Origin of the sequence: Streptomyces sp. KR55, assembly GCF_052245645.1 — a bacterium.
Taxonomy (GTDB): Bacteria; Actinomycetota; Actinomycetes; order Streptomycetales; family Streptomycetaceae; genus Streptomyces; species Streptomyces flavusporus.
In genome coordinates, this window is sequence record NZ_JBQQCE010000317.1 from 1 (window position 1) to 11,508 (window position 11,508).

An 11,508-nucleotide genomic window follows, 5' to 3' on the forward strand; every position below is an offset into this window, starting at 1 on the left:
TACTGCGGCCCGGTCGTACCGGCACGGCAGGCGTGCTCCCACTCGGCTTCGGTCGGCAGCCGGTACCCGTCGGCGGATGCGTCCCACTCGATGCCTTCGCTGTCGGCAGGGAGGTGGTAGGCGGGCGTGAACCCGTCGCGCAGGGACAGGGCGTTGCAGAACCGTGCCGCGTCCCACCAGGAAACGCACTCGACGGGCAACTGGTCCCCGTCGGCGGTGCTCGGCCGCTGGCCGGTGATCTGTGCATACAACGTCTGGGTGACTGGGAATGCCGCGAGCTGGTAGGGCGCAAGTTCGACCGACCAACTGCGCTGCGTCCGCCGGTCCGACAGCGTTACCTGCCCCGACGGGATGGCGACCATCTCGTTTCCCGCGACCACGTCCATGATCAGGAGATCCTACCGAGACGTGTCAGTTCGCCACGGCGGGGTCGGACCACATCAAGTGAGACAGCAACCGGCATCCAAGCGCCCGGGACCAGACCAACTGAGATTCTCGGCGACCAGGCGTCTCAAGTGATCTGGTCGCCGCAGGTCACGGCTCTGCCCACAGTCCAGATCATCTGCGACGGGACAGCGTCCCAGCGAAGTTGACCTACTAACTGACGCCCAGCGGAGTCGGAGGAGCCATGACCTTCACCGCGTATCGAAGCTAGGACTCGCTCGTTCCTGAGCCGGACCAGACGGCGAGATCGCCTCCAGGTAGCGACACGAAGCGCCATCCCGCTGGGCCCGTGACCTGCCACGCTTCGAAGGCCGGATCGGACGAGCAGGTCAGGTGGCGGCCTGCGTCGAAAACGAGACGCAGGATGCCGGACTTGAACGCGACCGCCGACAGGACATTCGCTCCGAAGAGAGCAAGCGCCGCCGCCACGTCCTGCGACTCCGGTTTCAGGAGCACGGACGGGTTGGCGTGGACTGTCCCGAGCGAGAGGCCGACGGGCGCTTCCAATGCGACTTTCCAGTCCGAGTGGAGGACAGCAGGAGCCGGAAGTCCACGCTGATCTTGGTGACGCTCATGCCGCGAAGGTTCAGGACCCACCGGTCATCGTGTTCGACGGGACTCTCTTCAGTGCTCACTACTGCACCTTGGCTGATTCGACAGTGGAGAGCCATGGGATTTCCCCCATGCTCAGGGCGGGAAGCGATCGCCGTCGGCGCAGGAGGCCCTTCGGCTGCGGGCAGTGGCCGCGTTGGTGGCGGGCCGGACTCGCGAGGATACGGAGTCTGCCCATGCACAGCCGGGCCCGCGACCAGGCCCAACTCGCCACCGAGACCCGCAGGTTCTTCCACCGGCGTCAACGTCAGCCGCACATCGTCCGCGGCTACTTCGGCGGCCCACACGTCCGCTACATCCTCGAATAGAACTGATTGAGTTTCTGATCAATAGGTTCGCTGAGACAGAAGCTCGAACGACTCGGTTCGTTGAGAAACGACTCGATTGAGTGAGACGGGACAGGCGTGACTGGTTTTGTGCACGAGAACGGGACAGCAGATGTTCACGAGTTCGGGAGTCACTAGGGACGGCAGTAATCGAACTGCTCGCATGTAGGACAAGTGCCTGACAGCCCCGGTCATACGGGGCCCGCACTGTTGCGGAGTGACCAGAGGCCCGGTGGTCAGCCGGGCCCCGTAGCGGCGCGGGGGGTCTCGCTTGCTTTCGTTGGTGCTTGAGGCGCCGGAGGTCAGCCGCGCTGGCCCCAGTCCAGGCGGTCGGCCAGGCCAGCGGCGGTGAACGCGGCGACCAGGTCATCGCGGCCTTCGGTGAAGTGGGCCCAGCTGTCGTAGTGGACGGGGACCACGCGGCGGGCGCCGAGGATCTGGGCGGCCTCACCGGCCTGGGCGCTGTCCAGGACGATCACCTGGTTGTCGAAGAGGATCGGGAAGCGGGGAGCGCCGGCGAAGAGGATCGCGGTGTCGATGGGGGCGAAGCGGTCGGCGATCTCCCGGACCGCGTCGAGGGAGGCGTTGTCGCCGCTGACGTAGACGGAGGGCAGGCCCTCGCCGGTCAGGACGAAGCCGACGACCTGACCGGTGATCGGCTCGGTCTCCTCGCGGGAGCCTGGGCCGTGGATGGCGGGGACACCGGTCACGGTGATCGTGCCGCCGTCGGGGCGGCTTAGCGCGATGGACTCCCAGTCGGCCAGGCCCTTGGCCTTCTTCCCAAGGCTCTCGCCCAGGCGCTCACCGCCGCCGGGCGTGGTCAGCGTGAGGGGGACGTCGGCGAGCAGGGCCCGGCCGGAGATGTCGAGGTTGTCGGGGTGCTCGTCGTGCGAGAGCAGGACCACGTCGATCTGGCCGAGGTCGGCAGGAGCGGCAGTGGAGGGGGCGGTCTTGGTCAGGGTCGGGCCGCCGGGTCGGCCGTAGTCGCCGGAGTCGTCGAAGGTCGGATCGGTCAGGAACCGCACGCCGCCGTACTCGAAGAAGGCGGTCGGGCCGCCGAAGACGCGGACAGAGAACTGGTCGGTCGTTGCGGGAAGAGAAGACACGAAGCACCTCACGGATAGATGTGTTTGAACCGTGATGCGACCGTAGCGGCTTCTCACGGATGCATGCAAGCCGTACCATGAGACACATGGAGGAGTCCGTGATCGAACAGCCCGGCCCGCCGCCCGCGCAGGGCGAGGAGAAGCACCTCTCCCTCGCCCTCGCCAACAGCGCCATCGCGCTGCCCGGCGGGCATACCGTCGATCTCCTGGGCACTCCCGCGCATACGAACCACTGGCTGACGGAACGTGGCCTAGCCCCGGTCGACGCCGGCATGCGGGAGATGTGCGCGGCCCAGCTGCGCTCGCTGCGCGAACAGATCAGGTCGCTGTTCGCCTCCCGCGCCGAAGGGCTTCCCGCCCTCCCCGCCGCGATCACGGCCATCAACGACGCGATGACGCGCGTCCCTACAGCCCCCCTGCTGCAGTGGGACGACAAGACTGGCCCCTACCGCGCCACCCCCCACCCCACCACCGCGATCGTCGACCACGCCCTGGCCACCATCGCCGCCGACGCCGCCGACCTGCTCACCGGGCCGGACGCCGAACGTCTCACCGCCTGCGGCTCCGCCCCCTGCAACCGCTACCTGCTGCGGCACGGACGCCGCCACTGGTGCTCCACCCGCTGCGGCGACCGCGCCCGCGCCGCCCGCGCCTACGCACGCCGCACCAGCTCCCCATGACGCCGCAGCCCACCCTCGGCAACCATCGGCGCTGATTCGAACAGCACCCAGGCGCGCTGCTGTCCAAAGTGCTGAACATCTGCTGTCCGATCTCGGTTCTGGCACAGATCTTGCTTGCGCCGTGAGGCGCTGCTGGTTCGAGTGGAGGTGAAAGACCTGCACCAACTCCCTGTCGCAGCAGTGGGGTGGAAGCTGGGGGCAGCCTGATCCGGGTGATGCCGGGGAGGGTGGGAGCAGCCCTGACAACGCCGGAACGTGTCCAGTACTGCCAGATGGGGCGGGTCCGGCAAGCGTGGTGGAGAGGAGTACGCGAGGAACCGGCGTTTTACGTCTCTCAAAGTGACATCGGCTCGAACCTGGCGGATCTGGGCTGGAAGCGGTGCGTATGCGGGTCATCCTTTCGGGTGGTCCGCTAACTCCCTGGTCGGTGTACGAGAGCGGGCCGGGAGGCCACGAGGAAAGCCTGCGGCGTACTCGTGGCGATGCCGCAGGGACACAGTCGGGCTCCTCCTTCGCCGAGCGAACCACAGTGAACACGGGAACCGTCCCGAACCTCGCCCCGCCCCTGCCTCCAGCAGCCGGTCGGGGCTGGCCGACGTCGGCCTGCTGCGGGCCGAACCCGACCTCTTCGGGCGGTGGCCTCCGACCCGACCGTCTCGCGAGGAGCAGAACCTCGTCCTCAAGGACCGGCCGGACATCCAGCTCGTCCCGCGGATGCGTCGCTGGCTGGGCTACCTCGCCGAGCAGGGCATCACGACCGGGCCCGTCTTCCGGCACCTCCTCAAGAACGGCACCGTCGCCTCACCGGCGACCCGGGCGAAGACGACCACGAAGCGGGGGAGCACCTTTGGGGGCACACCATCAACGAGCGGGTTCAGTACTGGTTCGCCAAGGCCGGGCTGGTAAGCGACGGCCGGCCCGTCACCTCCCACAGCCTCCGCGCGGGCGGCGCCACGGACCTCGCCGAGAACGGCGCCACCGATCAGGAGCTCGAGGACGCGGGCCGATGGGCCAAGGGGTCATCCATCCCCCGCAAGGTCTACGTGCGCCCGGCCCAGGCCGCGAAGAAGGACCCATTCGACAAGGTTCCGGTGCGCGACCCGCAAGCGGGGTAGCCGACCGGAGTGGCGGGAGTCACCGGAGCGGATGCGGCGTAGCTCCTCCGCCAGCCGTCGACGAGGAGACATCCTTCGATCATGAACGACGACCAGATCAGAGGAACCGCCGCCCTCCTCGTCAACGACGAGGGTGAGTACCTGCTGCACCTGCGGGACAACATCCCCGGCATCTGCGATCCGGGTGTCTGGTCAGTGCCCGGCGGGAACAAGGAGGGCGACGAGAGCCTCAAGGATGCGATCCGCCGGGAGCTGCTGGAGGAGACCGGGCTCGAGATCCCAGACCTCGCGCGGTTCGCGGTGGTCGAGAGCCGCGGCCCGGACGGCAGAACGAAGGGGTACATCCAGGTCTTCCGCGGCCGGTGGAACGGGGACGCCGCTGCGCTCCCCCTGACTGAGGGCATCATGTTCCACTGGTTCCCAGCGGACATGGTGCCGCGGCTCCGCATGTGTCCCTGGACCGAGGACGTCATCAAGCTCGACCAGGCGGAAGCGCTCGTGTGAGGTCAGCGGGCGGCGGCGAGGGCCAGCTCCCGGACGCCGAGAGTGCGCGCGTGCCGGGATGACAAGTCGCTGACGATCTGCCGGATTGCGGGCCGGTCGCGCACCTCTCCAGGGCTTACGCGCATCGCGGCGAGCAGCTCCTGGGCGGTCTGCTCTGGCTTCCCCCACTGCCACCAGGCACGGGCGAGATCGGTGTGCATGCGGCTCTTGCGCTCCGGCGTTGGAAACAGCTCAGCGCGCAGGCCTCGTCCGGCCTCGAGCGCCGCGCCGGCGTCGCCGAGGGCCCAGTGCACGCCGACCGCGTACAGGTCGACTGCGGCCGGGGAGATGCGGAACAGGCGACCGGACGGTGGCACGGCGGGAAGTCGCTTCGCCGCTTGCCGTGCCTCTGTGATCATCGCCAGTGCCTGACCGCGGTCACCGGCGCGCGCCGCGGTGTACGACGTGGTGCAGAGCATCTGTGCGTAGGCCGCGGCCTGTGCGTCGGTGGTGAGTCCCGTGGTCTCGACGTCCGCAGCGGCGCCCAGGATGAGCCGCTGCGCGGCGGCGGGCTGGTCCTGGTGACGGAGGACGATGGCGAGTTCCCGGGCGGCCGCTGCGGAGGCGAGCGGCGATCCCGACAAGGAGCCGTACGTCGTGGCCCTGTCGGCGGTGAGCCGAGCACGGTCGTACCGGCCGATCTTCACTAAGACCTGCGTTGCGAGGGTGTAGCAGGCGGACAGGCGGGCGTGATCGAGGTCCGACCGGGACCGCGCAGCGTCATGCGCATCACCCAGGAGGCCGGGGAGTTCGCGGAGCAGGGCGGCGTGCTGTCCGGCGTCGAACTGACGGCGGGCGCGCGCAAGGCGCACGTCGGGCGGGGCGGAGCTCCCCGACGGGGCCGGGGTGCCGGCGAGCGCGTCGTCGACGGCCAAGAGCCGGGAGGCGGGCACGGCCGTCCCCGCAGCAGCGAGCAGAGTACGGCGGCGCATCGGGTCCTCCTCGGCGTCACGCGGGGCGTCCAGCGCCACTCTAGTGGGGGCGGGCACCAGGGCGGTGGCGAAACCGCAGGCCGCGGCCAGGACAGATGACGGAAGGTCAACCGCGGCGGCAGCCACCCGTAAGAGGGCCATATCGGTGACGCGCTTGCTCGCTTCCAGACGCGACACGGTGGAGGCCGAGCAGCCGATCCGGGCGCCGAGATCCGCCTGCCGCCACCCTCGATGTCGTCGCCCCAGGCGTACGAGGCCGCCCGGGTCGCGGCGCTCGACCAGGTCGCGCGCCTCGCGAGAGGACCAGATACCTAACTCGGCGGCGAGCATCAGCCCTCCCACGAGCCCAGAGAACCGGGGTCCTCAACCGTACGGACGTGGACGGGCCTCGTCGACGGCGTGTGCAGGATCTGCACACGCTGGAACAGGAACGCGCGAGCCTCGAACAAACGAGTTGTGGCGGGCCTACACTGTGCTACGCGCTGTCGCCCTGTTGTCCGGGGTGATGGGTAGAAAGACGATGGTGGCCCCCCTCAATGTGTCTGAGGGGGGCCACCATGCTGTGTGGTGCTCGTGGGTCGTGGGTTAGGCGATCGCGTCCGCGCCGAACTCGCCGGCGCGGATGGCGGCGGAGAAGGAGTTCCAGGAGGACCGCGGGAAGACCAGCGCGGGCCCGTCCTTCTTCTTGGAGTCGCGGACGGCGACGTCGGTCGAGAGGTCAGCGCACTCGATGCAGTTCCCCTCTGAACCGCTGCTGTAAGAGGACTTGAACCAGGCGCTCTCTGGGGCCAGGTCAGTAGCCTTCGTGCGGGTAGTGGTCACAATGTCAACCTTCGTTCGAGGTCCTTTGGACTTCATCAATGAAACTCGGCGTCTCGTGAGGTGCGAGCGCCGCAGCCCGCAAGGCGTCAAACCTGCGGGAGTACTTGCCGACGTCGGGCTTCTTGTCGGTGATGCTGGCCTGTCCGCCGGGCTGGTCGGCTTGAACGATCTTCCCCAGAGGCTCGCCCATGTCCAGCAACGCAAAGTTCTGGCTGGCTCGGTAGCCGGTGGACGCCGCCGGCAGTATCTGCACCGTGACGTGGTCGAGTGAGGCGAGGCGCTTGATCTCCTCGTACTGCTCGGCCATCACTTCGCGGCTGCCGATGGTGCTGCGTACGGCGTCCTCGCCCATGATGACCCACAAGTCGCGGGGCTCATCCTTGGTAACGAGGGCCTTGCGCGACATGCGCAGCTCGACGTTGGCCTCAATGAACTCAGTGGTCGTCTCGTCGACGGCCTTCGCGGACACGAGAAGCTCCCGCGCGTAGTCCTCCGTCTGGAGCAGACCGAAGACAAGGGACGGCTGCCACGCCGCGATGGAGATGGCGTCGGTTTCCATACCAACGTACTCGCGCATCCCCTTGGTCAGGTGGGGCGTGTACGGAACCCACCAGCCTTCTTGCAGCGACTCCCGGTGGATGACGAGCAGGCTCTCGACAACCTCGGGGTCCTCAACCCCGTAGTGAGCCAGGAGGTTCTTCAGGTCTGTCGGATTCGGCAGGCTGGTTTTGCCTCTCTCAACTCGCCACAGTTTCTCGGCGGAGAACCCCAGCGCAGAGGCGACGTCCTCACGTCGCATCCCAAGGTCTTCGCGCATCTTCGCGAGCACCTTGCCCAGATGCACCCGCCGACTGGTCGGTCCCTTCGGTGCGGCCACTCGTCTTCCCCTCCTGTCGTGCCGAGGCACGCGCCGATCGAGTCAGGTTCAACCATCCCAGAGTCCGGTTCGAGCTTCCCGGAGTCCGGTCCGATCTTCCCCAAGTGTCCCTTGACCATGCCCGGGTTGAGAGTGTGCCACCCCAAGTTCCGCTTGCACAGACAAGAGCCCGGTCAACTGCATATGCCATTCGTCGTGAAAATTGCACGCGCCATTGCACGGCAACTCTGCCATGCAACACAGTAGTTGGGCCACGGCTCAGCGTGACTGCGTCAGGGCGCTCCCCGGCCTTGCTGTGCCCTGCGCCCGTGCACGGACCCCACAGACCCGGAGGACTGGCATGACATCGACTGCGGTCGACACGCGGACGAGCGCCAGCCCTCAATGTGTGCGGACCGGTCACGAGGTGTCCATCGCACGCGACCCCGCCTCGACGGCGCAGCGGCTCACCGAGAGGGAGGCCGCTTGGCCCGGTCGGATCCGCCGCATCGTCCGGGCCGGGCTGAAGCACTGGGGCCGGCCGGACCTCATCGACACTGCGGAACTTCTCACGACGGAGCTGGTCACGAACGCGCTCCGGCACGGCCGCGGGCCCGACATCGGCTTTCGCCTGTACCTCAGTAACGATCAGGCCGTGATCGAGGTGCGAGACGGTTCCTCGAGTCTGCCCGTACTGCGCTACGCCGCCCCCGATGACGAGGAAGGCCGCGGCCTCTTTCTCGTCGACGCCATGGCCGATGCCTGGGGTGTCAGCCCCGACGGCACAACGACCTGGTGCTCACTCTCCCTCTGCAAAGGACCCGACGACCCCATGGAACCCGTCGCCACGCCCACCCCGGTATTACGCGAGTACCCCGTCATTGGCCTCCCCGGGAACAGCAGCGCCGTCACCCGCGCCCGGACAATCGCTCGAACGGGATTGACGGTCATCGGCTGGACGGGAGACGCCCACGCCGCCACGGAAGTGCTCGCCCGACTCGTGGACAACGCTGTCCGCCACGGCGTGACGCCCGGTCACGCCGAGACGCAGATCAGCGCCCGCCTCAGCCTCAACGAGGACGGAGAGCTGATCATCGACGTCACCGACCCGAAGCCCCTGTTCCCCGACTTCGAAGCAGCCCGCCAAGGCGAGAATGGGCGGGGCCTGTGGGAGGTCGGGCGACTCGGGGCCGAAGTCACTTGGTTCGCACCCCCGGACCTGAACGGCAAGACCGTCCGCGCCACGATGAAGCCGGGGCCGGTGGACCTGTGAGTACGGCGCTCCCCTCCGCCGACAAGGCCATGAAAGAGCTGATCGACTCGGCGGGGCCCACCCGACAGCCGGCCGAGGACATGAAGGACCTCGCCGACCTGATCCGCACCCTGATGGACGTCGACAGGCGACGAGACACCCGCGTACGACTCGGCGGCAACCTCTTCGACGTGGTCGTTACCGGAGGCGGACCGCAGGCCCGCGCGGTGGTCGCCATGATGGACGAGATCCAAAACGGTTGCGGACTGGTCATTGAGGACCCCGACAGTGGATGGCTGTACTGGCTGGTCCCGCCCCGATCGTCCAGCACCTGGCAGCACCACAGTCACGGCGTGTGCATCGGCGCCCCGCACACGATCACGCTGCCCTCCCTCGATCACACTGCGCCGCCCGGCCCGTACTGGCTGCGGCCGTCCGCAAGCGACCGTCTCGTACCGACCCGGCCGCTCGGTGACCTACTGGCAGAGTTCCGGCCAGAACCGACCCCCCACTCCGCTCTCGCCGCCCAGCTCGGCCCCGCCTAGACGCCGTGCCCTTGGCAGTACGTCCCCCACGGCGCCAGGGCACGGTCCCAACTCCCCACCTGCCGGTCGACCCTGAGCCCCGGCAGCGGGGGTGCGAACCACTCCAGCCTTCATCCCGTCAGCACCCGGGGGATAACCGTGACCGCGACCAGACCACTCGCCCCGTACGTGATCCCGTGGACTGGCGAGTTCACGCCCCCCACGCGCATCGTGATCTCACCGGCGGGAGTCTCCTACGCGGACGCCACACAGGATGCCGCCCACCGAGACCTGGACGGTGTGCTGTGGGAACCGTGCGTCGGCACTCGCACCGGGCGGCCCGCGTACGCGGAAGAGCTGCACCCGCAGCGCCAGCGGGACGCGATGGAGAACTTCCGGTGTGCGGTCTGCCGACACCCAGCCGACCGCACACCCGAGGGCATGCTGTGGCTGCTGCCCCTTCTGGACGACGAGATACCAGTTACGGGGTGGGAGGGCGTGCAGACGGTGTCCCGCCCGTGTGCACGGTCGACTCCGACCGGGCTCCTCAGCTGTGCCCACGGCTCCGCGATGGTCACGTGATGCTTCGAGTGAAGGAAGCGGAACAAATCGGCGTCCGCGGCACCCTCTACCCACGCCCCGGGGACCCGGGCGCACCGATCGACGACGCCCTAGTCCTCTACGACAGCCCCGATCTGCCATTCATCGTGGCCCGTCAGATCGTTCGCGAACTGCGCCGCTGCACTGTGGTCCACTTCGCCGCGGCCGCCCCCTGACCATGCAGCACCCGAAACCACGCGTGTAAAACCTGCACGCCGCATGCACGGCCTGACAGCCGATCACCGCACCGGCCGGTCCGGTGGTGCGCTCATACGGCGGCCCCGCCTTCCAGCGCGAAAGGAGGTTGGGGCACGGCCATCGAGAACGGTTCCGGCGCCCCGGACCGTGCTCTCTTCGCACCTCACCCTCACTGTGAAGGAGAGTCCTCCATGTACCTGCCGCATCCGGTCATCGAGCAGTTATCCGATCAGCAGGTGAAGACCTGGAATCAGCACTTCGCGGGAGACGGCCACGAGCGGCCCCGCAGCGTCGAGGAAGGCATCTGGCGTCGAACGCAGGAGCCCGCCAACGCCGAGCAGTCCGGATGGCGCGAGGATGCCGCCGGCCGCCGTCGCGTCGTCCACTACCGGTACGACTACGGCCTCGACTACACCTTCCCCGTGCCGCGGCTGGTCCTGGCGGAGCTGTACCTGTACGTGTCGTTCACGGCGCCGGCCGAGGAGATCAGCGCGTACGGAAAGCACCTGCAGGGCTGGCTCGCCGAAGGCCGCTGGAAGGAGAAGGCCAACGGGTGGCACCGCGGCGACCTGGTCGTCACCCTCACCGAGTACGACGCCCACCCCCAGGACGAGCGCGCCGACCGCGACACCCCCGACGGGTTCCGCTCCCTGGACGTCCTGTTCACCTCCGAGGGCTACAGCAGCCCGCCCAGGACCCTGCGGAACCTCCCGTGGGACGTCCTTGCCGGCGGGATCCGCGTCAAGGAGAAGCGCGGAAACCCCACGTACGCCGAAGACCTGTCCGGCCTGCTGGACTACCTGCCCTTCCAGGTGGAAGTCGGCTGCGGCACGTCGATCGAGGCGGGCATTCCCCCGCTGCACTACCTCCACGAGGTCTACCGGGTCACTGCGCGAAAGGACAACACGCTCACGCAGTCCCACGCCTTCACCCTCAGCCCGCAGGCCGACACGCTCGTACAGGAGATGCTCCTCGATGCCCCGGGCAAGGCCGAACACCTCACGAGGATGTTCGCCGCGTGCTTCCTCGCCCAGCCCACCCCCGCTCACCACACTCTCCGGGCATTGCACGATGCCGGACACATGGTCGGGCCCGTCATCACTCACAACTTCGACACGCTGTCCGCACGCGCGGGCCTCGAGGAAGTGTTCGTTCGCCGCTACGACCAGAAGATCCCGCCGGTGCCGTTCCTCGACGAGGCCAGGGCACTCCTCGTCATCGGCCTCCATGCCGACCGGCGTGCCGTCCAGGCCCGCGCCCGGGAGAAGGGCATGAAGATTTTCTATGTCGACCCGGAGGGCCTTGAAGAGAACGGGGTCTTCAAGGAGTACCCGATCGAGGGGGCGCGAGAGGGCGACATCGTCGTGCGGGCTGAGGCCATCCCCGCCCTGCAGCGCCTGTGCGAGTTCCTCAAGGTCACCGTCTGAGCTCTGGCCAAAGCTCAACTCCCTCTGAAAACAGGGCGGTAGCGTCGTGGGGCGCACGGGCAGTGCGCCCC

At 68.1% G+C, this 11,508-nt stretch carries 15 protein-coding genes; 9 read left to right on the forward strand and 6 right to left on the reverse strand.

Annotation, left to right across the window (positions count from 1 at the left end):
- Together ACTWQJ_RS35025 and ACTWQJ_RS35030 are read right to left on the reverse strand one after the other, a co-directional pair.
- The coding region (locus tag ACTWQJ_RS35025) for a formylglycine-generating enzyme family protein (protein WP_443310495.1) at nt 1-386 on the reverse strand (386 nt) is incomplete at its 3' end.
- 265 nt (nt 387-651) lie between these two features.
- Nucleotides 652-1,041, reverse strand: coding sequence for a DUF6188 family protein (locus ACTWQJ_RS35030; protein WP_443310496.1), 390 nt, complete (start codon nt 1,039-1,041; stop codon nt 652-654).
- Between the two features lie 191 nt (nt 1,042-1,232).
- Here ACTWQJ_RS35030 and ACTWQJ_RS35035 point away from each other — a divergent pair, with 191 nt between their 5' ends.
- The gene (locus ACTWQJ_RS35035) at nt 1,233-1,364 is read left to right on the forward strand and encodes a hypothetical protein (RefSeq protein ID WP_443310497.1); all 132 of its coding nucleotides are present in this window, start codon (nt 1,233-1,235) and stop codon (nt 1,362-1,364) included.
- Nucleotides 1,365-1,684: 320 nt separating this feature from the next.
- Here ACTWQJ_RS35035 and ACTWQJ_RS35040 read toward each other — a convergent pair whose 3' ends face one another.
- Nucleotides 1,685-2,488 carry an MBL fold metallo-hydrolase gene (locus ACTWQJ_RS35040; protein WP_443310498.1) on the reverse strand — a complete coding sequence of 268 codons (804 nt, stop codon included), beginning with the start codon at nt 2,486-2,488 and terminating at the stop codon, nt 1,685-1,687.
- An 86-nt stretch (nt 2,489-2,574) separates the two neighbouring features.
- Between ACTWQJ_RS35040 and ACTWQJ_RS35045 the strand changes: the two genes are divergently transcribed.
- The 3 genes from ACTWQJ_RS35045 to ACTWQJ_RS35055 all read left to right on the forward strand — a co-directional run bounded on the left by ACTWQJ_RS35045 (nt 2,575) and on the right by ACTWQJ_RS35055 (nt 4,787).
- Nucleotides 2,575-3,168: a CGNR zinc finger domain-containing protein gene (locus tag ACTWQJ_RS35045; protein ID WP_443310499.1), complete on the forward strand. Its 594-nt coding sequence runs from the start codon at nt 2,575-2,577 to the stop codon at nt 3,166-3,168.
- 714 nt (nt 3,169-3,882) lie between these two features.
- The gene (locus tag ACTWQJ_RS35050) at nt 3,883-4,074 is read left to right on the forward strand and encodes a hypothetical protein (RefSeq protein WP_443310500.1); all 192 of its coding nucleotides are present in this window, start codon (nt 3,883-3,885) and stop codon (nt 4,072-4,074) included.
- Nucleotides 4,075-4,364: 290 nt separating this feature from the next.
- On the forward strand, nt 4,365-4,787 hold the full coding sequence (locus ACTWQJ_RS35055; RefSeq protein WP_443310501.1) for an NUDIX domain-containing protein: 423 nt from the start codon (nt 4,365-4,367) through the stop codon (nt 4,785-4,787).
- A gap of 2 nt (nt 4,788-4,789) precedes the next feature.
- On the opposite strand, the gene ACTWQJ_RS35060 is transcribed toward ACTWQJ_RS35055, so the two are convergent.
- From ACTWQJ_RS35060 to ACTWQJ_RS35070, 3 genes are all read right to left on the reverse strand, one after another.
- Nucleotides 4,790-6,088 (reverse strand): helix-turn-helix domain-containing protein, encoded by a 1,299-nt coding sequence (locus ACTWQJ_RS35060; RefSeq protein WP_443310509.1) that lies wholly within the window; start codon nt 6,086-6,088, stop codon nt 4,790-4,792.
- 255 nt (nt 6,089-6,343) lie between these two features.
- Nucleotides 6,344-6,580, reverse strand: a complete 237-nt coding sequence (locus ACTWQJ_RS35065; protein ID WP_443310502.1) for a DUF397 domain-containing protein — start codon at nt 6,578-6,580, stop codon at nt 6,344-6,346.
- Nucleotides 6,581-6,584: 4 nt separating this feature from the next.
- Nucleotides 6,585-7,457 (reverse strand): helix-turn-helix domain-containing protein, encoded by an 873-nt coding sequence (locus ACTWQJ_RS35070; protein ID WP_443310503.1) that lies wholly within the window; start codon nt 7,455-7,457, stop codon nt 6,585-6,587.
- 340 nt (nt 7,458-7,797) lie between these two features.
- On the opposite strand from ACTWQJ_RS35070, the gene ACTWQJ_RS35075 reads away from it, so the two are divergent.
- The 5 genes from ACTWQJ_RS35075 (at nt 7,798) to ACTWQJ_RS35095 (ending at nt 11,437) form a co-directional block, all read left to right on the forward strand.
- Nucleotides 7,798-8,709, forward strand: a complete 912-nt coding sequence (locus ACTWQJ_RS35075; RefSeq protein ID WP_443310504.1) for an ATP-binding protein — start codon at nt 7,798-7,800, stop codon at nt 8,707-8,709.
- Nucleotides 8,706-9,233: a hypothetical protein gene (locus tag ACTWQJ_RS35080; RefSeq protein WP_443310505.1), complete on the forward strand. Its 528-nt coding sequence runs from the start codon at nt 8,706-8,708 to the stop codon at nt 9,231-9,233. Before ACTWQJ_RS35075 ends, ACTWQJ_RS35080 begins: the two co-directional genes overlap by 4 nt.
- Nucleotides 9,234-9,371: 138 nt before the next feature.
- A complete protein-coding gene (locus tag ACTWQJ_RS35085; protein WP_443310506.1) occupies nt 9,372-9,794 on the forward strand; it encodes a hypothetical protein in 423 nt (140 codons plus the stop codon).
- Nucleotides 9,794-9,988, forward strand: a complete 195-nt coding sequence (locus tag ACTWQJ_RS35090; protein WP_443310507.1) for a hypothetical protein — start codon at nt 9,794-9,796, stop codon at nt 9,986-9,988. The genes ACTWQJ_RS35085 and ACTWQJ_RS35090 overlap by 1 nt, the downstream gene beginning before the upstream one ends.
- A gap of 213 nt (nt 9,989-10,201) precedes the next feature.
- Complete coding sequence (locus ACTWQJ_RS35095) at nt 10,202-11,437, forward strand: hypothetical protein (protein ID WP_443310508.1); 1,236 nt, start codon at nt 10,202-10,204, stop codon at nt 11,435-11,437.
- Nucleotides 11,438-11,508 lie beyond the last annotated feature (71 nt).